The organism is Pseudomonas fluorescens, from assembly GCF_003732425.1.
Taxonomy (GTDB): Bacteria; Pseudomonadota; Gammaproteobacteria; order Pseudomonadales; family Pseudomonadaceae; genus Aquipseudomonas; species Aquipseudomonas fluorescens_BE.
On record NZ_MOBX01000014.1, the window covers coordinates 129414 to 154799 of the forward strand.

The following is a 25386-nucleotide window of genomic DNA, read 5'->3' on the forward strand; positions in this document are numbered from 1 at the left end:
ACATTGCCCAAGAATTCGCAAGAAACCAGTTCCCCCAAGAGCCACAAAGAAGGTAGGACACCGTGAACCCGGTAATCAAAAAATTCCAGTTCGGTCAATCGACCGTTACCCTCGAGACTGGCCGTATCGCCCGTCAGGCCTCCGGCGCAGTATTGGTCACCGTTGACGACGACGTCAGCGTATTGGTGACTGTAGTCGGTGCAAAGCAAGCCGATCCGGGCAAGGGCTTCTTCCCTCTGTCCGTTCACTACCAGGAAAAGACTTACGCTGCCGGTAAGATCCCTGGCGGTTTCTTCAAGCGTGAAGGCCGTCCTTCCGAGAAAGAAACCCTGACTTCCCGACTGATCGACCGCCCGATCCGTCCACTGTTCCCAGAAGGCTTCATGAACGAAGTGCAGGTTGTCTGCACCGTCGTTTCCACCAGCAAGAAGACCGATCCGGACATCGCTGCGATGATCGGTACCTCGGCTGCCCTGGCCATCTCGGGCATTCCGTTCGACGGCCCGATCGGCGCCGCTCGCGTGGCTTTCCACGAAAGCACTGGCTACCTGCTGAACCCGACTTACGAACAGCAAGCTGCTTCGAGCCTGGACATGGTCGTTGCCGGTACTTCCGACGCCGTTCTGATGGTTGAATCGGAAGCCAAAGAGCTGACCGAAGACCAGATGCTGGGCGCGGTACTGTTTGCTCACGACGAGTTCCAGGTGGTGATCAACGCCGTTAAAGAACTGGCTGCCGAAGCTGCCAAGCCAACCTGGACCTGGGCTCCTGCTCCAGAAGCCACCGAACTGCTGGGCGCGATCCGTGCCGAGTTCGGCGAGGCGATCTCCCAGGCTTACACCATCACCGTCAAGGCCGACCGTTATGCGCGCCTGGGCGAGCTGAAGGATCAAGTCGTTGCCAAGCTGTCCGGTGAAGAAGGCCAGCCTTCGTCCAGCGAAGTCAAAGCAGCTTTCGGCGAAATCGAATACCGCACCGTTCGCGAAAACATCGTTAACGGCAAGCCACGTATCGACGGCCGCGACACCAAAACCGTACGTCCGCTGAACATCGAAGTCGGCGTTCTGCCGAAGACTCACGGTTCGGCGCTGTTCACCCGTGGTGAAACCCAGGCTCTGGTCGTTGCAACACTGGGCACCGCCCGTGACGCACAGCTGCTGGACACCCTGGAAGGCGAGAAAAAAGACCCGTTCATGCTGCACTACAACTTCCCTCCGTTCTCGGTGGGCGAGTGTGGTCGCATGGGTGGCGCTGGTCGTCGTGAAATCGGTCACGGCCGTCTGGCTCGTCGTTCGGTTTCTGCCATGCTGCCAGCCGCTGACGTGTTCCCGTACACCATCCGTGTGGTTTCGGAAATCACCGAATCCAACGGTTCGAGCTCGATGGCTTCCGTTTGCGGCGCTTCCCTGGCCCTGATGGACGCTGGTGTGCCGATGAAGGCGCCGGTTGCCGGTATCGCCATGGGTCTGGTTAAAGAGGGCGAGAAATTCGCCGTCCTGACCGACATCCTCGGTGACGAAGACCACCTGGGCGACATGGACTTCAAAGTAGCCGGTACCGCCAAAGGTGTGACCGCGCTGCAGATGGACATCAAGATCAAGGGCATCACCGAAGAGATCATGGAAATCGCTCTGGGCCAAGCCCTGGAAGCGCGCCTGAACATCCTCGGCCAGATGAACCAGATCATCGGCCAGTCGCGTACCGAACTGTCGGCCAACGCTCCGACCATGATCGCGATGAAGATCGACACCGACAAGATCCGTGATGTTATCGGTAAAGGTGGCGCGACCATCCGTGCGATCTGCGAAGAAACCAAGGCTTCGATCGACATCGAAGACGACGGTTCGATCAAGATCTTCGGCGAAACCAAGGAAGCGGCTGAAGCAGCACGTCAGCGCGTTCTGGGGATCACCGCGGAAGCCGAGATCGGCAAGATCTACGTCGGCAAGGTTGAGCGCATCGTCGACTTCGGCGCATTCGTCAACATCCTGCCAGGCAAGGACGGTCTGGTGCACATCTCGATGCTGAGCGACGCTCGCGTAGAGAAAGTCACCGACATCCTGAAAGAAGGCCAGGAAGTGGAAGTGCTGGTACTGGACGTGGACAACCGCGGCCGTATCAAGCTGTCCATCAAAGACGTGGCAGCAGCCAAGGCTTCGGGCGTTTAATCACCCCATAGCTTTAGCGCAATAAAAATGCCCCGCCGTGAAAACGGCGGGGCATTTTTTTGTCTGCCATAAACATCAACAGATCGCAGCCTGCGGCGGCGCCTACATGATCGGATGATCACACCGCTTTTGTAGGCGCTGCCGCAGGCTGCGATCTTTGCTTTTGTGAAAACCGGTGCTAGGTTTAGCCCACCGCCCGTGTAGCTCAGCCGGTAGAGCAGCGCACTCGTAACGCGAAGGTCGCAGGTTCGATTCCTGTCTCGGGCACCATCTTCTTCCCCGCTCCCTCTCATCACATTGCGGATTTATGTTCCGCAGGTCAGCTTTTTGTGGGAGAGATGTAAAGACCCGTGTAATTCGTCATGCAAACGTCCTATATTCGGTGCCTGCATGAGCATCGCTTAGCAGTTTTCAGATGATCCCGAATGGTTCCGAAGGCCGGTCAATCCGCGTCAGAGAGATCCTTGATGATCCAGATCCATCCTCCATTCCTATGATCAGCGAGAACGCCATGACCGAATTAACTCAAGAGCAACGTCACGAACAAGCGCTGGAAAAGTACATTCTGGACGTACCGGACCTCAAAGAAGAGATCAAGGACCTGAGTCCTGATGATCAGAAAGACCAGATCCAGTGGGCCTTCGAAGACGAAGCCGAAGCCCAGGGCCTGCAGCCGTGGGAGTTGACGCTCAAGTACACGAGCACGCCGGAGGAGTTCGAGGCGCAACGCCTTGTGCTGCATAAAGAGGCGGCTGAAGTGCTGGGTGTCGAGTGGGAAGAGTACTGCGAGATGAATAATCTCGTCGTTTGACGAGAGCTGCTAGTTTCAAGCAGTAAGCTGCAAGTCAAAGCAAAAGCGCTGTGGCTTGCAGCTTGTAGCTCGAAACTTGCAGCTGCTGTTAAAGGCTGAGGCGCATCGACAGATCCACCGCTTTGACATCCTTGGTCATCGCACCGATCGAGATGTAATCCACCCCGGTTTCGGCAATTGGCAGCAGCGTGCTTTCGTTGATGCCACCACTGGCTTCCAGCTTCGCCTTGCCGCCGTTCAGGCGCACGGCTTCGCGCATGTCGTCGAGGCTCAGCTCGTCGAGCATGATGATGTCGGCGCCGGCGGCCAATGCTTCCTTCAACTCCTGCAGACTTTCCACTTCGACTTCCACCGGTTTGCCCGGCGCAATTTTGTGCGCGGCGGCAATGGCTTGTGGAATGCCACCGCTGGCGGCGATGTGGTTTTCCTTGATCAGGAACGCGTCGTACAGGCCGATGCGATGGTTGTGGCAGCCACCGCAGGTCACCGCGTATTTCTGCGCCAGACGCAGGCCCGGCAGAGTCTTGCGGGTGTCGAGCAGTTTGACCTGCGTCGCGGCAACAAAATCAGCCAGGTATTGCGCACGCGTGGCTACGCCGGAAAGCAACTGCAAGAAGTTCAGCGCACTGCGTTCCCCGGTCAGCAGTGAACGGGCCGGCCCTTCCAGATGAAACAACGGCTGATTGGGTTTTACCCGCTCGCCATCGACCACTTGCCAATGCACCGCGACCCGCGGATCGAGCTGACGAAACACGGCATCAACCCACGCCGTGCCGCAGATGACGGCGGCATCGCGCGTGATGATGGTGGCTTTGGCCAGACGTTCGGCCGGGATCAGTTGCGCGGTGATGTCGCCGCTGCCGATGTCTTCGAGCAACGCACGGCGCACGTTGGCTTCGATTTCGGCGGTCAAATCGGCGAGACGTAGATTCGGCATAACGGGCTCCACAAACAAAGTGGTTCGATTATAGGGGCATGGCGCGAGCCAACCCAAGGCGAGAACGTGCGCGCTTGCCTGCATCCGGTCGATTTTCTTTGAGCAAACCACGCCGGGACATGGTCACTGAAAGGGCATAGGGGAAACCCTGACGGCTATGGCGTCGGGTACAAGTTATGAAAGATAATCCGCCTTGTATTTGACGTCATAGCCTTGACGTCCTGATTGAACTTGTGGGAGCGAGCCGGCTCGCTCCCACAGGGGATCCGGGTTGGCTTGACCGAACGAATCACCGTTTCAGGAGGCTTGGATGCACAACGACGGGAAAGTGGTGCCTTTGCACAAGGGCACTACCGATCAGGCGAATCACTCGCCGCTCGCCCGCCTGCCTGTGATTCTGCTTCAGGTTCGCGACAAGGCTGCCCAGCAACTGCGCCACGGTTTGCAGGAGCTGTTCGACAACGCTGACGACACGCTGTTTGAAATGGCCGACCGGGCGCGCAATGACGTCGAGCAGAACATCTTCTTCGAAGCCATGCGCGACCTGCGCCTCAAGCGCAAAAACATTGAGCGCGGCTTTCTTGAGCAATTCTTCGAAGCGTTTGTCGGCCTGACGCAATTCGACCCCACGCACAGCACACAGTCCCACACCTTGATGTACGACGAGCTGGCACCGCGCAGCGACGACATGGAGCGCAGCGTAGCAGTCGAGACCATGGTCGGTCGTGTACTCAAGCGTGACGGCTTCGCCCTCGACCAACTGACCGCGCGCCTTAACGCGCTGCTCGGCAACACCCTCGACGATCAGCACAACCCGCTCGGCCCGGCGCTGCTCTGCGAGTTCTTCCTGCAGGCCGGACGTAACCTGGGCGTGGAGATCAAGGTCAAGCTGATCCTGCTCAAACTGTTCGAGCGCTATGTCCTGGCCGACACCGAACAACTGTACGCCGAAGCCAATCAATTGCTGCTTGCCACCGGTGTGTTGCCGGAGCTGAAGGCCGCCCCGGCGCGGCGTGCGATTGATCGTGCGCTCGCCAATGTGCACAGCGAGGAAAGCGACGACACGCCGCCCGTCGACGAAGGCGTGCAGGAGGTCTTCGCCGCGTTGCAACAATTGCTTGCGCAGGTGCGCGGCAGTGTTGCGCCGACGCTGGAGTCCAGTGTCGCGGCGCAACCGATCTCCACGCGCGACCTGCTGCGCCTGCTCTCGCACTTGCAACAATATGTGCCGGCGCTGGCGGCTCAGGATGACTTCGATCTGCGCAATCAGCTCGAACAGCTGCTGACCCGCGTCAGCGTGAGAAGTGGCAAATCGCGGATCGTCGGCGATGCGGATGAAGACGTGATCAACCTGATCGCCATGGTCTTCGATTGCATTCTTGAAGACCGTAATGTGCCGGATTCGCTCAAGGCGCTGATCGCCCGGCTGCAGATCCCGATGCTCAAGGTCGCGGTACTCGACAAGAGCTTCTTCAGTCGCAGCACCCATCCGGCGCGGCGCCTGCTCAATGAAATCGCCGCGGCGGCCATGGGCTGGGACGATTGCGACGGCGAGGCGCGCGACAGCTTGTACCTGCGTATCGAACAAGTGGTGCAGCGCCTGCTGAGCGACTTCGTCGACGATCCGGCGATCTTCTCCGAATTGCTGGCTGATTTTCTCGCCTTCACCAGCGATGAACGCCGCCGCAGCGAGCTGCTGGAACAGCGCCTGCGTGACGCCGAAGAGGGGCGAGCGAAGAGCGAGCTGGCACGGCGCCGGGTCGAACGGGCGTTGAATCAAGCGCTGCTGGGCAAGACCCTGCCGCCGACCGTGGTCACCTTCGTCCAGGACGCCTGGAGCAAAGTACTGCTGCTGACCTGTCTCAAGCATGGCGATCAGTCCGCTGAATGGCAGGCCGATGTGCAAACCATGGAGCAACTGATCTGGAGTGTGCAGCGTCATGACGACGCTGAATCCAGCCTGCGCTTGCTGGCGCTGGTGCCGGGTCTGCTCAAGTCGCTGCGCGATGGCCTGAGCAGTTCGGCGTTCGATCCATTTGCCACCAGTGAGTTTTTCAGCGAGCTGGAAGGCCTGCATGTGCGGGTGCTGGAGCGCTCCGACCAGGCCGGTCAGGCTTTGCCCATGGTCGAGGTGTCGCAACAGATCGTCCTGCAAACTGCTGATGAGGGCAGTGCGGCGTTGATGTCGGTACGCCTGCCCCATGACGCCGCCGGTCTGCGCCAGGTCGAACAACTGCGGCTGGGCAATTGGGTGGTGTTTCAGGAAGACGATGAACACAGCCTGCGCTGCAAACTTGCGGCCATCATCGAAGCCACTGGCAAGTATGTATTTGTCGATCGCACCGGCATGAAAGTCCTGGAGCGCAGCCGCATCGCACTGGCCGAGGAATTCCAGCGTGGGACGGTGCGTGCGCTGGACGATACCTTGCTGTTCGACCGCGCGCTCGAATCGGTGCTGGGCAATCTGCGGCGACTCAATCGCGCCAAGTGATCGCGCGCGGGGGGCCGATCACGGCATACTGGGCGCCAACACAGTCGGCGTTGAAGGAATCGGTATGCAGTTGGATCCCGCTAGCGGGTGGTGTCACGGGGTGCAGGTCTGCCCATCGCCCAACTTCAATGAACGCCCGGCGGGCGAAATTTCCCTGTTGGTGATCCACAACATCAGCCTGCCACCGGCGCAGTTCGCCACGGGCAAGGTGCAGGAGTTTTTCCAGAATCGTCTGGATGTCACCGAACACCCCTACTTTGCAGGGATTGCTGACTTGCGCGTCTCGGCGCATTTTCTGATTGAACGTGACGGCAAGGTCACCCAGTTTGTCTCCTGTCTTGAGCGGGCGTGGCATGCCGGCGTGTCGGTCTTCGAAGGAAGGGAAACCTGTAACGATTTTTCCGTGGGCATCGAACTGGAAGGCACCGATGATCTGCCGTTCACCGATGCGCAATATCACGCGTTGACGGCGTTGACCCGCCAGTTGCAAAGCGCATTTCCGGCCATCACCGGCGCCCGCATCTGTGGGCACAGCGACATAGCACCCGGGCGTAAGACCGATCCTGGCCCGGCATTCGACTGGGCGCGTTACCGCGCGGCCCTGGCACAAGAGGAAGGACAATGAGTTTTCTGGTGTTACTGCTGGCGCTGTGGATCGAGAAGTTTTCGGCCCTGCGTCATCGGGTTCAACGCGACGGCGGATGGATCCGCGAACTGAACAAGCTTGAAACCAGCACGCGCCTGGCCAAACGGCCCTGGCTGGTGCTGACGATTCTGGTGCTGTTTCCGGTGGCGCTGCTGGCGTTATTGCTATTGGTGCTGGAGCCGGTGGCCTACGGCTTGCTGGCATTGCCAGTGCATTTGCTGGTGGTGATTTACAGTCTGGGGCGCGGCGATTTGCTCGGCGGTCTCGGGCCGTTCCGTGATGCCTGGCGGCGTGAAGATCTGCAAGCTGCGGCGCATGTGGCCAAGCGCGATCTGGATATCTGCGCCGACAGCGGCGAGCAGTTGCTTGAAAGCGTGCAGGGGCATCTGCTGTGGCAGGCCTATCAAAGCTTTTTTGCGGTGATCTTCTGGTATTTCGTGCTCGGCCCGGTGGCGGCGTTGGCGTATCGCCTGTTGGCGCTGGCGCAAGAACACGGCCAGAACCCGGCACTGGTCGAGCGCGCCGCGCAACTGCGGCATGCCTTTGACTGGCTGCCGGTGCGCTTGTTGGCCGCGAGTCTGGCGCTGGTCGGCAACTTTGTCGCGGTCAGTCGGGTGATGCTGCATGAGCTGCTCAACTGGAACATCAGCGCTGCGCAACTGATCAACCGGGTCGGTCTGGCGGCGGGGGAGGTTCCACCTCCGGTGGTCGGGCCGGACGGCATCAACACCCTCGATTGCCTGTGGGAATTGCTGCTGCGCGCGGCGGTGCTGTGGTATGCCGGTTTTGCCCTGTGGACAGTCTTGATCCACTGATTTCATTGATTTAAAGAAAAATCAAAAGATCGCAGCCTGCGGCAGCTCCTACACGGGGATTGTGTGTTTCCTGTAGGAGCTGCCGCAGGCTGCGATCTTTTTTGTCGTTAACCTTAAGTTACAAAACCTCCCTCCGATTTGAGCTATACAGAGATGGCGCTCGATAGTGGCTATCTGCTGTCGTCCCGCGCCTGCCAATAAAAACAAGAAAAACCAAGGGAGACTTCCAGTGAAGAGCTTGCTCTATCCCGCCGTCTCGCTGATGAACCGTCTGAGCTTCGGCATGAAGTTCAGCCTGATCAGCGTGCTGTTTCTGGTGCCGATGCTGGTGACCAATTTCTATCTGGTGCGCGATTCCTATCGCGAATTCCAAGGCACTCGGGTCGAGCTGCAAAGCCTTGATCTGCTGGGCAGCAGCCTGGCCCTGCGCCGGGATCTGGAAACCCTCAACAACCTTGTACAGATCAACGTTACCCTTGGCCAGTCAGGCAAGGCCGACAACGTCGAGGCGCAGATCACCACCCTTGAGCAAGCGGTGTTGGCGCGCTTGCAAGGGCTGACAGCGATGACCGACGATCCCGAGCAGATTCAGGTTTTCGACGGAAAACGCGATGAAATGATCGACGCGTTCAAGGCCCAGCAAGTGGAAAACTCGCTGCAAAGCAAAAGCGCGTTGATCGGCAAATTACTCGCCAGTGCGCAGATTTTCAGCCAGATCATCACCAGTCAGGCCGGACTGAGCCGCGATAACCAGAGCGACATCCGTCAGCTCAGCGAGCTGGTCACGTTGGTCACACCGACCGTCACGCAAACCCTCGGCGAAGGCCGGGCGATGGGCTCGTATTCACTGGGCCAGGGTTTTCTCAACAGTTCGTCGAGCACCCGTTTTGATGAGTTGCTGGTGCAGATCGAAAAACTGCAGGCCGAGTACGCTCTGAAATTGCAGGACGCCCTTGGCTCCAGCAAAGCCGCGCGGGATACCCTCAGCGCGGCGGCTGACAGCAGCAAGGCCTCGCTGAAACAGGCCAGCGAACTGTTCGAAGAGCAGGTGGTGATGGCCGATACCCTCGATGCGCCGTGGCAGGCGTTTTACGATCAGGTCACCGCGCTGATCGACAGGACTTACCAGCTCAACGAAGCCACGCTGACATTCCTCGACACCCAATTGCAGCAACGTCTGGCGCAGAACCGCACGCATATGGTCCTGCAGGCTGTGGCGCTGTCGGTGGTGTTCGTGCTGATTTTCTATCTCTACGGCGGTTTCTACGCCTCGACCCGCACCACGCTGAAACGCCTCGGGGCGATGATGGACAAGGTCGCGGCCGGCGACATGACCGTCAACTTCAAGGCCAACAGCCGCGACGAGCTGGGCGAGTTGGGCGAAGTGTTCAATGGCACGGTGAGGAAGATTCACGACTTGATCGAGCGCGTAGGTCAGACCGTCGCCGAGGTCGAACGTCAGGCCGGGCAGGTCGAGAACGTCTCCGCGCAGAGCAATCAGGCGGTAGCGGGGCAACGCACGCAGATCGAGCAAGTGGCAACGGCGATGAACCAGATGTCGGCCACCTCGCTGGAAGTGGCGCGCAGTGCAGCGGCAGCGGTGAGCAGTGCCCACAGCGTCAATGACGAGACCATTAATGGTCGTGGCCTGGTCGAGTCGCAGCAGGGCAGCATTGCCGCACTGGCCAGCGAGATCGACCAGTCGGTGTTGGTGATCAACCAGTTGGCCAGCGACAGTCAGTCGATCAGCCGCGTACTGGAAGTGATCAAAAGCATTGCCGAACAAACCAACCTGCTGGCGCTCAACGCTGCGATTGAAGCGGCGCGTGCCGGCGAGCAGGGACGCGGTTTTGCCGTGGTCGCCGACGAAGTGCGCACGCTGGCCAAACGCACTCAGCAATCAACTGAAGAAATCGAACAGATGATCGCCAAGCTGCACGGCGGCGTCGGCGCTGCGGTGAAAGCCATGGGCGTCAGCCATCAGATGGCCAATGGCACGGTCGGGCAATCGGAAAAGGTCCAGCAGGCGCTGGAAAACATCCTCGGTGCGGTCGGTATGATCGTCGATCAGAACCAGCAGATCGCTGCGGCAGTTGAACAGCAAACGGCGGTGGCCCACGACATCGATCAGAACATCGTCGAGATCAACCGCGCCGGCGAGCGCACGGCGCAAGGTGCGCACCAGACCGAAGATGCCAGCCGGGCGCTGTCAGCCCAAGTGGTAGAGCTTAAACAGCTGATCAGCGCCTTCCGCGTCTGAGTCGTCACACACCTGTGGGAGCGAGCCTGCTTGCGAATCTAATCTGTCAGTGACGTCGCTGCCACCTGACACACCGCTTTCGCGAGCAGGCTAGCTCCCACCGGGTTCTGGGTTTTGTCAGAATTTTTTGTAGTACTTTTTCACTTCAGACCGTAAGCCCAATCCTGTTTCTCGCCGTGTTCTGGCGTTTACCCAGCAATGAGCCAGTATCCATGCTCAACGTTAGCGTAGAGGAGGCCGCTCATGTCTGCCGCGACTCTTGGAGTCCAGGGGCGCTGTGCTCATTGCCAGACCACGCAGCTGCTCAAACCGTGGCAACTCAATGCCATCTCGATCAATGAACCGTTCACCTGCGAGCATTGCCAGAAAGCGCTGGAGCTGCGTTGCCCGCAACAGATCAAGCGCTTCAAGTCCCTCGACTCGCTGGCGCTGCTGCGCTTCAGCGCTTCGTTGACGGTGTGCACCGCGCTGCTGGTGGCGTTGGTGATGGAATGGCTGGGACTGCTTAGCGTCACCGAGCAACTGAACGCGTCACTGATCACGATTTTCTTGTACTTCGTGGTCGTCCGTTACGCGCGTCAGCGTCGGCATATGACGCTGATTCTGGAGGCCGCCAAGGCTTACGCCGACTGATTACCAGCCGAACACTTCGCAGCTGTTGGCGGTACTGGCCGTGGCCAGTTGCTGCGGGGTGATCTTCATCAGCTCGGCCAACGCCGCGCAGATCGCCGGCAAGTGCGCCGGGCTGTTGCGCTGGCCGGGAAACATGACAGGTGCCATGTCCGGTGAATCGGTTTCCAGCACGATCGAATCCAGCGGCAGTTCCGCCAGCACCCGATGCATGCGCAACGCTTGCGGCCAGGTCGGTGCGCCGCCGAGGCCCAGTTTGAAACCGAGTTTGATGTACTCCCGCGCTTCTTCACGGCTACCGGCGAAGGCATGGATGATCCCTGCGCGTTTGAGCTTGAAGCGCTTGAGCGTCGCGATCACTGCCGCGTGGCTGCGGCGCACATGGATCAGCGCTGGCAAATGGAAGTCTGCGGCCAGTTGCAGTTGCGCCTCGAACAGCGTCTGTTGCCGCTCGCGGTCGAGGGTTTCGATGAAGTAATCCAGACCAATCTCGCCCACCGCACACAATTGTCGATGACCGCGCAATCGCGTCAGCCAATCACCGAGTGCCGATAAATCTTCAGGACGATGCTGATCGAGATAGACCGGATGCAATCCAAGCGCCGCGTATAAATCGGCATCGCTCTGCACCAGATCCCAGACCCGTTGCCAGTTACCTTCATAGACGCCCAACACCACCATCCGCCGCACCCCGAGGGCGCGGCTTTCGGCGAGCAACGCCGAGCGATCGGCGTCGAAGTCGGGGAAGTCGAGGTGGGTGTGGCTGTCGATCAGCTCCACGGCTCAGTCCCGGTGAATACGCTGCTTGAAGGTCCGCGCGATGGCCTGCACGCCGGGCTTGTACTCCGACTGCTCGACCGCCGCCAGGGCCAGTTCCAGCGCCTTGTCGGCGATCAGTTGGTGCTGCTGGGCCATGGCGTTGACCGGCAGCGGCAGGAAATCCAGCAACTGCGTATCACCGAAGGTGCCGAGGCGCAGCGGGCGCGATTTCAGCGGGAAGTCATGCAGTGCATCGAACACGCCTTGCAGCAGCACGTAGGACGTCGTCACCAGCGCATCGGGCAAATGCCCCAGACGCTGCAGGAGTTCTTCCATCAATTGTTTGCCACATTCGCGGCTGAAGGATTCGGCGTGTTCGACCAGCACTTCGCCTTTGAAATCGACCAGCGCCTGTTTGAAACCGGCGGCACGCTCCTGGCTGATGCTCAGTTCCGGGCGCGCACCGAGCAGGACGATCTGCTTCGGTTGCGGATCGAGCAGGCTCTGGGTCAGGTGCAGGCTGGCTTCGCGGTCGTCGCTGATCACCGAGCAGAAGTGCTCGGGTTCCATGACCCGGTCGATGGCGATGATCGGCAACCCTTTGGCCTGCAACTGCCGATAGCTGTCATCGCCGGCCGGCAGGCAACTGGCGACGATCAGCGCATCGCAGCGGCGCGCCTTGAACAGTTGTAGCAACTGCCGCTCGCTGTCCGGCGCATCGTCGGAGCTGGCGATCAGCAATTGATAGCCGCGAGCCCGCGCACCTTGCTCGAGTAGTTTGGCGATCCGCGCGTAACTGGGGTTTTCCAGATCCGGCAGAATAAAGCCCAGCGTGCGCGTGTGCCGACTGCGCAGCCCGGCCGCTTGAGGGTTTGGCGTGAAGCCGTGCAGATCGACCACCGCCCGCACCCGCTCGACGGTGGCGTTGCTGATGCGTTGCTGTTCGGCCTTGCCGTTGATGACGTAGCTGGCGGTGGTCACGGACACTCCGGCCAACCGCGCGATATCACTGAGTTTCAACCCGGGATTTCCTTGTTTTTTCGAGCTTGCCGCCACATTTTCGCCAATCCTACCCGATTAGGGCAGGCGACTATTGTCGCAGCGCATCCGACAAGTTGGACTTCAAGGATGAGACATTATCGAGTAACGTGCCGATCAATCTAGATTAAACGTTTCAGCAAGCGTATTTTCTACGTTTTAGACGTCTTTGGCCGGTTCTGCCGTGAAACCGCCAAAACTGCCGCTGAAAAGCAAAGCGGTAAAGCGCCTAAGCTGCAAACATCCAAAACAATACCTGGCACTCATAAAGCGCCAAAAAGGAGATCGCATGCTCGAGCTCACTATAGAGCAGATATCCATGGGCCAATCGGCCGTGGATAAACCCGCTGCCCTGCAACTGCTCGCCAATCACCTGGTGGCTGATGGTCTGGTTGCCGACGGTTACCTCGCTGGATTGCAGGCACGGGAAGCCCAGGGCTCGACCTTTCTCGGTCAAGGTATTGCCATTCCCCACGGCACCCCGCAAACCCGCGATCAGGTGTTCGCCACTGGCGTGCGCTTGATGCAGTTCCCGGAAGGCGTGGATTGGGGCGATGGCCAGATCGTTTATCTGGCGATTGGCATTGCTGCCAAATCCGACGAACACCTGCGCCTGCTGCAACTGCTGACCCGTGCCCTCGGCGAGACCGATCTGGGCCAGGCCCTGCGTCGCGCCAGTTCCCCCGAAGCGCTGCTGAAATTGCTACAGGGCGCGCCGCAAGAGCTGGCGCTGGATGCGCAGATGATCGGCCTCGGCGTCTCGGCCGACGATTTTGAAGAACTGGTCTGGCGTGGCGCGCGTCTGTTGCGGCAGGCCGATTGTGTGAGCAACGGTTTTGCCGGTGTGTTGCAGCAGGTCGAAGCACTGCCGCTGGGTGATGGTTTGTGGTGGCTGCACAGCGAGCAAACCGTGAAGCGTCCGGGGCTGGCTTTTGTGACGCCGGACAAACCGATGCGCTATCTCGGTCAGCCGCTCAGTGGTCTGTTCTGCCTGGCCAGCCTTGGCGAGGCGCATCAGGCACTGCTCGAGCGTTTGTGCGCGTTGCTCATCGAAGGTCGTGGCCATGAACTGGGCCGCGCCACCAGCAGCCGCAAGGTCCTCGAAGTGCTCGGCGGTGAGTTGCCCGCCGACTGGCCGAGCGCACGCATTGTCCTGGCCAACGCCCATGGTTTGCACGCACGCCCGGCAAAGATCCTTGCGCAACTGGCGAAGAGTTTTGATGGCGAAATTCGTGTGCGCATTGTCGACGGCCAGGACAGCGCCGTGTCGGTGAAGAGCCTGAGCAAACTGCTCAGCCTCGGCGCCCGACGCGGTCAGGTGCTGGAGTTGATCGCCGAACCGAGCATTGCCGCGGATGCCTTGCCGGCGTTGCTCGCTGCTATCGAAGAAGGTCTCGGCGAAGAAGTCGAGCCGCTGCCCGCCGTCAGTCAGCAGCGTGAAGTCATCGCTGACATCGCCGAAGTGCTGATCGCCCCGGCGTCCGGTGCTCAGTTGCAGGCGATCCCGGCAGCCCCGGGCATTGCCATCGGGCCTGCGCATATTCAGGTGCAACAAACCATTGATTACCCGCTGCGCGGCGAGTCCGCCGCCGTTGAGCGCGAACGTCTCAAGCAAGCGCTCAGCGACGTGCGCAGTGATATCCAAGGCCTGATCGAGCGCAGCAAAGCCAAAGCCATTCGCGAGATCTTCATCACCCATCAGGAAATGCTCGACGACCCGGAACTCACCGACGAAGTCGACACCCGCCTCAAGCAAGGCGAAAGCGCCGAAGCGGCGTGGATGGCGGTGATCGAAGCGGCGGCCAAACAACAGGAATCGCTGCAAGATGCGTTGCTCGCCGAACGGGCGGCTGATCTGCGCGACATCGGTCGCCGCGTACTGGCGCAACTGTGTGGCGTGCAAACGGCGAGCGAGCCTGAGCAACCGTACATTCTGGTGATGGACGAGGTCGGCCCGTCCGACGTCGCGCGGCTGGATCCGGCGCGTGTCGCGGGGATTCTCACCGCGCGCGGCGGCGCCACGGCGCACAGTGCAATCGTTGCGCGAGCTCTGGGGATTCCTGCGCTGGTCGGCGCTGGCGCGGCAGTGTTGCTGCTGAAGCCGGGCACACCGTTGCTGCTCGACGGCCAGCGCGGGCGCCTGCATGTCGACGCTGATGCGGCGACCCTGCAACGTGCCGCCGAAGAGCGCGATACCCGCGAACAACGCCTGAAGATTGCCGCCGAACAGCGTCATCAACCGGCACACACCACTGACGGTCATGCCGTCGAAGTGTTCGCCAACATCGGCGAAAGCGCGGGCGTGATCAGTGCGGTGGAGCAGGGCGCCGAAGGCATTGGCCTGCTGCGTACCGAACTGATTTTCATGGCCCATCCGCAAGCGCCGGACGAAGCCACGCAAGAAGCCGAATACCGCCGCGTCCTCGATGGCCTCGCCGGGCGGCCGTTGGTGGTGCGCACGCTGGATGTCGGCGGTGACAAACCGCTGCCGTATTGGCCGATCGCCAAGGAAGAGAATCCGTTCCTCGGCGTGCGCGGTATTCGCCTGACCTTGCAGCGTCCACAGATCATGGAAGCGCAATTGCGCGCGTTGCTGCGTTCGGCGGATAACCGTCCGCTGCGCATCATGTTCCCGATGGTCGGCAGCGTCGAAGAATGGCGCCAGGCACGCGACATGACCGAACGTCTGCGCCTGGAAATCCCGGTCGCCGATCTGCAACTGGGGATCATGATCGAAGTGCCGTCCGCCGCTTTGCTCGCGCCGGTGCTGGCCAAGGAAGTCGACTTTTTTAGCGTCGGCACCAACGACCTCACCCAATACACCCTGGCCATCGACCGCGGTCACCCGACCCTGTCGGCACAAGCGGATGGCTTGCACCCGGCAGTACTGCAACTGATCGACATCACCGTGCGCGCGGCCCATGCCCACGGCAAATGGGTCGGCGTGTGCGGCGAACTGGCGGCGGATCCGCTGGCGGTGCCGGTGCTGGTCGGCCTCGGGGTCGATGAACTCAGCGTCTCCGGGCGCAGCATTGCCGAGGTGAAGGCACGCATCCGCGAACTCAGCCTGACCCAGGCGAAAACCCTTGCTCAACATGCCCTGGCCGTGGGCAGCGCGAATGAAGTGCGCGCACTAGTGGAGGCCCTGTAATGGCCAAGATTCTTACCCTGACCCTCAACCCGGCGCTCGACCTCACCGTCGAACTGCCACGCCTGGAGGCCGGTCAGGTCAATCGCAGCGACGAGATGCACACCCACGCCGCCGGCAAAGGCGTGAACGTCGCGCAGGTGCTGGCTGATCTCGGCCATCAACTGACGGTCAGTGGTTTTCTCGGTGAAGACAATCTGCAAGCGTTCGAAACCCTGTTCGCCAAGCGCGGTTTTGTCGACGCGTTTATCCGCGTGCCGGGTGAAACGCGCAGCAACATCAAGGTCGCCGAACAGGATGGCCGCATCACCGACATCAATGGTCCGGGGCCGATGGTCGACGCCGCCGCGCAGCAGGCGTTGCTCGAACGTCTGCTGCAGATTGCACCGGGTCACGATGCCGTCGTGGTCGCCGGCAGTCTGCCGCGTGGCGTGACCGCGCAGTGGTTGCGTGAGTTGATCGAACGGCTCAACCAGCTCGGTCTGAAAGTCGCCCTCGACAGCAGCGGCGAAGCCTTGCGCGCAGCGTTGCAGGCCGGTCCATGGCTGATCAAACCGAACACGGAAGAGCTCGCCGATGCACTCGGTTGCGAGGTGGTTTCTCACGCGGCCGAAGCCCAGGCAGCGGCGCGTTTGCATGCTCAAGGTATTGAGCACGTGGTCATCTCTCACGGTGCTGACGGCGTGAACTGGTTCAGTGTCGGCTCGGCACTGCATGCCACGCCACCGAAGGTCAGCGTTGCCAGCACGGTCGGTGCCGGCGATTCGTTGCTGGCCGGCATGCTCCACGGTCTGCTCAGCGCCGATACGCCCGAGCAAACCCTGCGCACGGCCACCGCGATTGCGGCGATGGCGGTGACTCAGATCGGTTTCGGCATCAACGATGCTGCGCAACTGGCGCAGCTCGAACAGGGCGTGCGCGTGCGTCCCCTGACAGAACAATAAGAGGGTTTGTCATGAAGTTAGCCATTGTTACGGCTTGCCCGAACGGCATGGTCACCAGTGTGCTGTGCGCGCGTTTGCTCGATGCGGCGGCGCAGCGTCAGGGCTGGAGCACCAGCGTTGAAGTGGTCGATGCGGCGCACCCGGAGCGCGAATTGTCGGCGGCGACGATTGCGGCAGCGGAGTGGGTGTTGCTGGTCGCCACAGGCGCGGTGGACATGAGCCGCTTTGTCGGCAAACGGGTGTTTCAGATCGCCCCGGCGCAGGCGCTGCAGGATGTCGAAGCGGTGCTGCGTCGTGGTGCTGAAGAGGCGGCTGTCTACGTTGCCAGTGCGGCTGAACCGACGACTGATGCACCGCGTGCACCCCGCATCGTCGCCATCACTGCTTGCCCGACCGGTGTTGCGCACACCTTCATGGCGGCCGAAGCCCTACAGCAGACCGCCAAGCGTCTGGGCTACGAATTGCAGGTCGAAACCCAAGGCTCGGTGGGCGCGAAAACCCCGTTGAGCGCAGCGGCGATTGCCGACGCGGACGTGGTGTTGCTGGCGGCGGATATCGAAGTCGCCACCGAGCGTTTCGCCGGCAAGAAAATCTATCGCTGCGGCACCGGGATTGCCTTGAAACAGTCCGAAGCCACACTGAAAAAAGCCTTGGCCGAAGGTGTCGTGGAAAGCGCGGCGGCTGACGGCAAGGCGCCGGCCAAGCAAGAGAAAACCGGCATCTACAAACACCTGCTGACCGGCGTGTCGTTCATGTTGCCGATGGTCGTGGCCGGCGGTTTGATGATCGCGCTGTCGTTCGTGTTCGGCATCACCGCGTTCAAGGAAGAAGGCACGCTGGCGGCGGCATTGATGCAGATCGGCGGTGAGACCGCGTTCAAGTTGATGGTGCCGCTGCTGGCCGGTTACATCGCTTATTCGATCGCCGACCGTCCGGGTCTGGCGCCGGGGATGATTGGTGGTTTGCTCGCCAGTACGCTGGGCGCCGGATTTATCGGCGGCATCGTCGCCGGGTTTATCGCCGGTTATGCGGCGAAGGCAATCAGCCGATATGTCGCCTTGCCGCAAAGTCTCGAAGCGCTGAAACCGATTCTGATCATCCCGTTGTTCGCCAGTCTGTTCACCGGTCTGGTGATGATTTACGTGGTGGGCAAACCGGTCGCCGGCATGCTCGGTGCGCTGACGCATTTCCTCGACAGCATGGGCACCACCAACGCGATTCTGCTCGGTGTGTTGCTCGGCGGCATGATGTGCGTCGACCTCGGTGGGCCGATCAACAAAGCCGCGTATGCGTTCTCGGTAGGGCTGCTGGCGTCGCAGAGTTATGCACCGATGGCCGCGACCATGGCGGCCGGCATGGTGCCGCCGATTGGCCTCGGTATCGCCACATTTATTGCGCGGCGCAAGTTCGCCCAGACCGAGCGCGAGGCGGGCAAAGCGGCGCTGGTGCTGGGGCTGTGCTTTATCTCCGAAGGGGCGATTCCGTTTGCCGCGAAAGATCCGTTGCGGGTGATCCCGGCGAGCATTGCCGGTGGCGCGCTGACCGGTGCGCTGTCGATGTACTTCGGCTGCAAACTGATGGCGCCGCACGGTGGCTTGTTTGTGCTGGCGATTCCAAATGCGATCAACCATGCGTTGTTGTATTTGCTGGCGATTGTCGCGGGAAGTTTGTTGACTGCTGTGGTCTACGCGACGGTCAAACGCCCCGAGGCCGTCGAGTTGGCGCTGGAGCCCGCCAAGGCCTGACGGACAACACTACCCTTCTGTGGGAGCGAGCCTGCTCGCGAATGCAATCTGCCAGCGACATACATGTTGACTGGCACACCGCTTTCGCGAGCAGGCTCGCTCCCACAATGGTTAGTGGTGTCATGGCGAGTTCATATAGGCGTGCTTAAGTTTTCCTTTTTTCAGGGAGAACACCATGAGCGATTTCAACCCCGGTCGCCGGCGTGTCGTGCAAGGTATCGGTGCCGGTCTGCTGATGCCGGGTCTGGCGCCGGCGGTGATCGCGTCGGTCAAGGACCGTCCGCAACTGACCGATGGCGTGCAGTCCGGCGACCTGCAAGGCGACCGCGCGATGATCTGGAGCCGCAGCGATCGCCCGGCGCGAATGGTGGTCGAGTGGGACACCCGCAGCCAGTTTCGCCACCCGCGCCGGGTGTTCTCGGCGCTGGCCGATGCGCGCACGGATTTCACCGCCCGGGTTGAACTCACCGGGCTGCCGGCCGATCAGGCGATTTTCTATCGGGTGTATTTCAAGGACGCGCAAACCGGTGTCGCCAGTGAGCCGTGGCTCGGTCATCTGCGCAGCGCTCCGCTGGCGCGGCGCAATATTCGTTTTGTCTGGAGCGGTGACACCGTCGGCCAGGGCTTCGGCATCAACCCGGACATCGGCGGCATGCGCATCTACGAGTCCATGCGCCTGCGCCTGCCGGACTTCTTTATCCACAGCGGCGACACTATCTACGCCGACGGCCCCGTACCCGCGCAGCTCACCACCGAAAACGGTCGCATCTGGCGCAACATCACCACCGAAGCCAAGAGCAAAGTCGCGCAGACCCTCGCCGACTATCGCGGCAACTACCGCTATAACCTGATGGACGAAAACATCCGCCGCTTTAACGCCGAAGTGCCGCAGATCTGGCAGTGGGACGACCATGAAGTGGTCAACAACTGGTCGCCGGGCAAGCAGCTCGACGAGCGTTATCAGGAGAAAGATATCCACACCCTGGTTGGCCGCGCGCGTCAGGCGTGGCTGGAATATTCCCCGATGCGTTTGCAGGCCGCCGACGGCGGCGGGCGGATTTATCGCAAGATCAACTACGGGCCGATGCTCGATGTGTTCGTGCTCGACATGCGCAGTTATCGCGGCGCCAATGACGACAACCTCGGCGCGGCGAAACCGTTTCTGGGACGTGAGCAACTGGATTGGCTCAAACGCGGTTTGAAGAAGTCGAAAGCGCAATGGAAGGTCATCGCCGCCGACATGCCGATTGGTCTGGGCGTGCCGGATGGTGAGGTCAGCCCGGGTGTCGCGCGTTGGGAAGCGGTAGCTAACGGTGACCCGGGACCGGCGCAGGGCCGCGAGGTGGAAATCGCCGAATTGCTCGGTTATCTGCGTGCGCAGCAGGTACGCAATTTTGTCTTCCTGACGGCGGATGTGCATTACTGCGCGGCGCATCACTATCACCCCGATCGCGCGGCGTTTCAGGATTTCGAACCGTTCTGGGAGTTTGTCGCCGGGCCGTTGAATGCCGGGAGTTTCGGACCCAATCCGCTGGATAAAACCTTTGGCCCGGAGGTGGTGTTCGAGAAGGCGCCACCGGCGCAGAACACTTCGCCGTTTGCCGGGTTTCAGTTTTTTGGCGAGGTGAATATTGAAGGGCAGAGCGGGGAGATGAGTGTGGTGTTGCGGGATTTGAATGGGGTGGCGGTTTTTGAGCAGAAGTTGCAGCCGGCCTGAACACCGCATCCCCTGTGGGAGCGAGCCTGCTCGCGAAAGCGGACTTACAGCCAACACAATTGTTGAATGTTAAATCGCCTTCGCGAGCAGGCTCGCTCCCACAAGGGGATGGTGTCGGGTCAGTAAACGTCGCGGCGATAGCGGCCCTGTTCGATCAGGCGTTCGACTTCGGCGCTGCCGAGGATGTCGTTGAGCGTCTGATCAACACCTGAGGCCATCCCTTGCAGGCTGCCGCAGATGTAAATCACCGCACCGTCCGCCAGCCATTTCTTCAACTCGTCCGCCGACTCGCGCAAGCGATCCTGGACGTAAATCTTCTCGGCCTGATCCCGCGAGAACGCCAGGTCCAGCCGCTCCAGATCGCCATTGATCAACCACTCTTCCAGCTCCGCGCGGCAGAGGAAATCGTGTTCCCGATTGCGCTCGCCAAACAGCAACCACTGGCGCTGTTGACCGTCGGCAATCCGCGCCTTGAGCAAGCTGCGCAACCCGGCCAGACCGGTGCCGTTGCCCAGCAGAATCATCGGCACGGGTTCGTTCGGCAGGTGGAAGCCGCTGTTGCGGCGCACGCGCAAACTGATGCTGCCGCCCAAAGGCGCGTGCTCAGTCAGCCAGCCGGAACCGATGCCAAGGGTGCCATCGGCATGCTGTTCCTGACGCACGATCAACTCCAGGACGCCGTCGGCGGCAATCGAGGCGATCGAGTATTCGCGCATGGCCAGCGGCACCATCGCATCGACCAGCGATTGCGCATGCAGACCGACCAGATGCGCGCGGTGCTCGGGCAATTGGCGCGAGGCCAGCGCGACGTCCAGCGGCTCGTCGAGGCCGTTGATTTTCACGGTGGTCTCGCCACGAATACCGAGGCCGTCGAGGAAGTGTTCGATGGCCCACGGGCAGTTGCGCGGCAGTATTTCGACCAGGTCACCGGCCAGCCAACTGCTGGTGTTCGGTGCGCTCAGGCCCAATAGATAAACCGGTGCGCCTTTGCTGTCCGGGTTCATCAGCTCGCGGCGCAGCAGCGTCCAGTTGTCGTAACTCGGCGCTTGCCAGGTATCAACGGGGGCTTGCCCGGTGAGCAGGCCCAATTGAGTCTGCCAGTGGCGCAGGGCGTAGGGATCGCCGCTGTCGACCTCCACCGGCGCGAACAGCGTCTTGCCGCCGTGCTCCGCCAACCATTGGTGCAAGCGCTTGGCGAAACCACAGAAGTGCTGATATTGACGATCGCCGAGACCGAGTATCGAGTAATTCAGGCTGTCGAGCGTTGCCGCCTTGCCCAACACTTTTCGTTCGAACCCACGCGCGCTGTCCGGCGCTTCGCCGTCGCCAAACGTGCTGACCACAAACAGTGCGTTGTTCGATTCACGCAGATCCTGTTCGCTGACATTCGCCAGCGGCTGCACTTTCACCGGCAGTCCGGCGGCCTGCAATTGCCCGGCGGTCTGCCACGCCAGTTGCTCGGCAACCCCGCTTTGGCTGGCGAAACCGATCAGCCATGCCGAGGCATCGCCGCCCGGTTGTGCGAGGCCTTGGCGCGCATCCTTGATCTGCTTTTTCTTGCGCCGACGATCGAGGTACAGCAGCCAGCCGGTGATGAAAAACAGCGGCATGCACACCGCCGCGACGGTGATGATGATCCGCCCGACCAGACCGAAATAGCTGCCGACGTGCAGCGCATAAATGCTGGTCAGCAGTTGCGCCTTGAAGCTCTTGTCGGCGTAACGGTCGACACGTTTGACGATGCCGGTGGCCGGGTCGAGGGTGATCTGGTTCAGCGCGCGATCATGCGGCGAGCTGTCGAGCAGATAGAACACGGTCGCCGGTTGGCCTGCGACGGCCGGCATACGAATGTTGTAGGTGGCCAGACCCGGGCCGGCAGCGCTGTAGATGCTGCTCCACATTGCTGCGTAGTCGGCAGTCGGCGCCGGGCCTTCCGGCGCCGGGCCGCGACCACCGCGCACGCGCTCGTTTTGCGGTGCGTCGGAGAGCAATTGGGTCAGGCCTTTGTTGTACCACTCGTAAGACCACGACAACCCGGTCAGCGCTAGCAGCAGATAGACCAGCAAACACCAGGTGCCGGCCACCGAGTGCAAATCCCAGTTGAAGGCGCGGCCCTTTTTCTTCCAGTCCAGGGTCAGCCATACGCGCCAGCTGTGCCACTGACGCGGCCAGCGCAGGTACAGACCGGAGAGGCAGAAGAACAGCAGGATCAGGGTGCAGGCGCCAGTGATGTTGCGCCCGGTGTCGCCCATGGCGAGGAAGCGGTGCAGTTGCAGCATCAGGCCGAAGAAATCCTGGCCGACCGCGTCGCCCATGAACTCGGCGGTGTACGGGTCGAAGTAGCGCATCTCGCCACGACGCTCGCCTTTGGGCGGGGTGAAGAACACCTTGGCCGCGTTGCCGCTGTCGGTTTCGACCCAGAGCATCGAGACTTTTTTCCCCGAGGTGGCTTCGATGCGTTCCACCAGTTCGACGGGCGGCAGCACGCCGGCCACCTGCTTTTCCACTTGCAGGACGGACGGATTCAGCGCCCGCAGGATTTCGTCCTGAAACGAATAGGCCGCGCCGGTGATGCCCATCAACGCCAGCACCAGGCCTGCGGTGATGCCAAAAAACCAGTGCAACTGGAACAGGGTTTTCTTCAACACGTCACTCGCCGTCCGTTCGGAAATTGTCTTCACGGCGCGCATTATGCCGTGGGTTATCGAGAAGCGTTCTTTCTTACGCACAAAAGCCCCGTTCAATTGAATGAACGGGGCCGGATCTGGTTAGCAGATCTCCTGTGGGAGCTAGCCTGCTAGCGAATGCGATCTGTCAGTGACATGGATGTTGACTGATACACCGCTTTCGCTAGCAGGCTAGCTCCCACATTTACAGCGTTGTTTAGAAGTGGAAGTTGGTGCTCAACAGTGCCGTACGGCCCGCCGCCTGGTTGGCGAAGTGGGTCGAGAAGGCTTTGTCGTAGTAGGTTTCGTTGGTCAGGTTCTGCACGTTGAGTTGCAGGTCGACGTTTTTGGTCAGCTTGTACGCGGCCATCGCGTCGTAGCGAACATAGGAATCGACCATGGTGGTGTTGGCCACGCTGCCGTACACGTCGTCGACGTAGAACGCACCGCCACCTATGGTCAGCTTCGGCGTGACTTGGTAAGTGGTCCACAGGCTGGCGCTGTTTTTCGGCGTGTTAGGCAGTTCGTTGCCATCGTTGGCCCTGCCCATCGGACCGCCGTCGACTTGTTCGCTGTCCATGAAGGCGTAACCGGCGAACACTTGCCACTTGTCGGAGATCTTGCCGCTGGCCGACAACTCGACGCCTTGCACGCGGGTCTTGCCGGCGTTTTCGTACGACGAGGTGTCGATTTGCACACGAGCGTTTTCTTTCTCGGTGCGGAAGACGTCAGCGGTCAGTGACAGGCGATCGTTGAGCAGATCCCACTTGGTGCCGATTTCATAGTTCTTGGTGGTTTCCGGCTCCATGTCGCTGCTCAGCAGGTTGCCGCTGCGATCCGGGGTGCCGCCCAGCGGGTTGCCTTCCTGACCTTCGCCCAAAGTGTTGCCCGGTGGCGTGGCGGAGGTGGCATAGGAGGCGTAGATGCTGCCGTTTTCCGCAGGCTTGTAGACGACGCCGAACTGACCGGTGACGAACTCGCTGGTGTCATCGCCCTTGGACGTGGTGGTGCCAGCGGCGTTGTAGGTTTTGTAGTCGGTGTCGAAGTGGTCGTAACGCAGGCCCATGTTCACCAGCCACTGCTCGTTCAACTCCAGCGTATCGAACACATACAGCGCGTAGGTGTTGGCCTGGGTGTCGGTGCCGGCGTAGTTGCGCGAAATCGCGCCGTTCCACGGATCGTTCGGGTTCGGGTTTGACAGCGAGGTGCAGTTGTAGCCACTGGCTGCGCCGATCAGGCCCGGGTTGCAGTTAGTGGTCACTGCGCTGGTGCGCGGCGTGGTGTCGGTGTTGACGTTGTACGAAGACTTCTGGCTTTCCTCACGGGTGTATTCAACGCCAGTGGAGAAGCTGTTCTTGAAGCCGGCGACGTAGAAGTTGCCGAACAGGTCAGTCTGGTTGGTGGTGGTCTCGGTGTTGCTCACCCGAGTATTCGCCCGACGCCAGAGGCTGCCATTGTTGACGTTGCCCTTGCTGTCGTCGGGTTGGGTCAGGATGTAATCCTGCATGCTGGTGCCGTGACGCAGGGTGTTCTTGATCGTCAGCGAATCGCTCAGGTCATGCTCGATGGCGAAGGTCGCGGTGTCGGTGCGGCCCTTGCGAAAGTCGCGATCCAGACCGTAGAAATTGCTGTGGTCACCGCCGGCGTATGGCTTGTCCGGATTGGACTTGGTGCGTGCAGCGGAGCCACCGGTCGGGATGGTGTAAGGGATGCCGGAGTCCGGGGTGTCGTTGCTTTCGAGATGGTAGTAGTCGAGGTTGACGCGGGTGTCGGTGCCCAGGCCAAACGCCAGGGACGGGGCGATACCCCAGCGGTCGTAATCGACCTTGTCGCGACCGGCGAAGTTGCTCTCGTGGCTCATCAGGTTCAGACGGCCAGCGGCGGTGTCGCTGAACTGGTAGTTGCCGTCGAGGGTGTAGCGTTGGGTCTGGTCGGAGCCGTAGGTGAAACCGCCGTCGAACGAGTTGCCCAGGTGCGCCTTCTTGCTCACCAGGTTGATGCTGCCGCCTGCCGCTCCGCGACCGCCGATGGCGGAGTTCGGACCCTTGCTGACTTCAATGTTTTCCACGGCGAAGATTTCGCGGCTTTGCGAACCGGTGTCGCGCACGCCGTCGAGGTAGGTGTCGCCCTGCGCGTCGAAACCGCGAATGAACGGGCGATCGCCCTGTGGGTTCCCGCCTTCACCGGCGCCGAAGGTGATGCCCGGCACGGTGCGCAGCGCGTCCTGCATGTTCAGAGCGCCGGTGTCTTTGAGCACTTGTTGCGGAATAACGGTGACCGAACGCGGCGTGTCGACCAGCGGTGCGGTGTACTTGGGCGAGGAGGCTTTCTCGACCTGGTAGGACGTCGAGTCCTGGGCTTCGCCCGTGATCGCGGTGGCGTCCAGGGCGATGGCGTTGCCGGTGGCTTTGCTGTCGGTTTTTTCTGCGGCGAACACCATGTGACCAGCGGAGCCGGCGGTGATTGCCACACCGATTGCAGAGGCGAGCAGGCGTGGTGAACTGACCGGTAATTGTGCGTGTTGACGTGCCATTTTTATTCCCCTCCCCAAGGATTTGAGGCGGCGGAATATAGGGTAAACAGGTATTCGTATCAATTGCGAAACATTGTT

The 25386-nt window shown here is 60.9% G+C and carries 16 protein-coding genes and 1 tRNA gene; 12 read left to right on the top strand and 5 right to left on the bottom strand.

Annotation, left to right across the window (positions count from 1 at the left end; all coding sequences use genetic code 11):
* Positions 1-62: 62 nt before the first annotated feature.
* From pnp to BK670_RS17655, 3 genes are all read left to right on the top strand, one after another.
* On the top strand, positions 63-2168 hold the full coding sequence (pnp, locus tag BK670_RS17645; RefSeq protein ID WP_007915263.1) for a polyribonucleotide nucleotidyltransferase: 2106 nt from the start codon (positions 63-65) through the stop codon (positions 2166-2168).
* Between the two features lie 194 nt (positions 2169-2362).
* Positions 2363-2438 (top strand) — tRNA-Thr (locus BK670_RS17650).
* Between the two features lie 241 nt (positions 2439-2679).
* Complete coding sequence (locus BK670_RS17655; protein ID WP_123452824.1) at positions 2680-2979, top strand: DUF6388 family protein; 300 nt, start codon at positions 2680-2682, stop codon at positions 2977-2979.
* Between the two features lie 88 nt (positions 2980-3067).
* Here the strand turns inward: BK670_RS17655 and nadC are convergent, their stop codons facing one another.
* Entirely contained in the window at positions 3068-3916 is an 849-nt protein-coding gene (gene nadC, locus BK670_RS17660) for a carboxylating nicotinate-nucleotide diphosphorylase (protein WP_123451573.1), read from the bottom strand.
* A gap of 310 nt (positions 3917-4226) precedes the next feature.
* Between nadC and BK670_RS17665 the strand changes: the two genes are divergently transcribed.
* From BK670_RS17665 to BK670_RS17685, 5 genes are all read left to right on the top strand, one after another.
* Entirely contained in the window at positions 4227-6407 is a 2181-nt protein-coding gene (locus tag BK670_RS17665; RefSeq protein ID WP_123451575.1) for a DUF1631 domain-containing protein, read from the top strand.
* A gap of 64 nt (positions 6408-6471) precedes the next feature.
* Positions 6472-7032 carry a 1,6-anhydro-N-acetylmuramyl-L-alanine amidase AmpD gene (gene ampD / locus BK670_RS17670; protein WP_123451577.1) on the top strand — a complete coding sequence of 187 codons (561 nt, stop codon included), beginning with the start codon at positions 6472-6474 and terminating at the stop codon, positions 7030-7032.
* A complete protein-coding gene (gene ampE / locus BK670_RS17675; protein WP_123451579.1) occupies positions 7029-7868 on the top strand; it encodes a regulatory signaling modulator protein AmpE in 840 nt (279 codons plus the stop codon). Before ampD ends, ampE begins: the two co-directional genes overlap by 4 nt.
* 1555 nt (positions 7869-9423) lie before the next feature.
* Positions 9424-10128, top strand: a complete 705-nt coding sequence (locus BK670_RS30295) for a methyl-accepting chemotaxis protein (RefSeq protein WP_371857645.1) — start codon at positions 9424-9426, stop codon at positions 10126-10128.
* A gap of 243 nt (positions 10129-10371) precedes the next feature.
* Complete coding sequence (locus BK670_RS17685) at positions 10372-10761, top strand: hypothetical protein (RefSeq protein ID WP_123451584.1); 390 nt, start codon at positions 10372-10374, stop codon at positions 10759-10761.
* Here the strand turns inward: BK670_RS17685 and BK670_RS17690 are convergent, their stop codons facing one another.
* Positions 10762-11538: a TatD family hydrolase gene (locus BK670_RS17690; protein ID WP_123451586.1), complete on the bottom strand. Its 777-nt coding sequence runs from the start codon at positions 11536-11538 to the stop codon at positions 10762-10764.
* 3 nt (positions 11539-11541) lie between these two features.
* A complete protein-coding gene (gene cra / locus BK670_RS17695; RefSeq protein ID WP_123451588.1) occupies positions 11542-12537 on the bottom strand; it encodes a catabolite repressor/activator in 996 nt (331 codons plus the stop codon).
* Positions 12538-12844: 307 nt separating this feature from the next.
* Here cra and ptsP point away from each other — a divergent pair, with 307 nt between their 5' ends.
* The 4 genes from ptsP to BK670_RS17715 all read left to right on the top strand — a co-directional run bounded on the left by ptsP (position 12845) and on the right by BK670_RS17715 (position 20109).
* The gene (ptsP, locus tag BK670_RS17700) at positions 12845-15706 is read left to right on the top strand and encodes a phosphoenolpyruvate--protein phosphotransferase (RefSeq protein ID WP_123451590.1); all 2862 of its coding nucleotides are present in this window, start codon (positions 12845-12847) and stop codon (positions 15704-15706) included.
* The gene (gene pfkB / locus BK670_RS17705; RefSeq protein WP_123451592.1) at positions 15706-16647 is read left to right on the top strand and encodes a 1-phosphofructokinase; all 942 of its coding nucleotides are present in this window, start codon (positions 15706-15708) and stop codon (positions 16645-16647) included. The genes ptsP and pfkB overlap by 1 nt, the downstream gene beginning before the upstream one ends.
* An 11-nt stretch (positions 16648-16658) precedes the next feature.
* On the top strand, positions 16659-18392 hold the full coding sequence (locus tag BK670_RS17710; protein WP_123451594.1) for a PTS fructose-like transporter subunit IIB: 1734 nt from the start codon (positions 16659-16661) through the stop codon (positions 18390-18392).
* Positions 18393-18567: 175 nt separating this feature from the next.
* The gene (locus tag BK670_RS17715) at positions 18568-20109 is read left to right on the top strand and encodes an alkaline phosphatase D family protein (protein WP_123451596.1); all 1542 of its coding nucleotides are present in this window, start codon (positions 18568-18570) and stop codon (positions 20107-20109) included.
* Positions 20110-20228: 119 nt separating this feature from the next.
* On the opposite strand, the gene BK670_RS17725 is transcribed toward BK670_RS17715, so the two are convergent.
* Together BK670_RS17725 and BK670_RS17730 are read right to left on the bottom strand one after the other, a co-directional pair.
* The gene (locus tag BK670_RS17725; RefSeq protein WP_123452826.1) at positions 20229-22757 is read right to left on the bottom strand and encodes a PepSY domain-containing protein; all 2529 of its coding nucleotides are present in this window, start codon (positions 22755-22757) and stop codon (positions 20229-20231) included.
* Positions 22758-22992: 235 nt separating this feature from the next.
* The gene (locus BK670_RS17730; protein ID WP_123451600.1) at positions 22993-25308 is read right to left on the bottom strand and encodes a TonB-dependent receptor; all 2316 of its coding nucleotides are present in this window, start codon (positions 25306-25308) and stop codon (positions 22993-22995) included.
* Positions 25309-25386 lie beyond the last annotated feature (78 nt).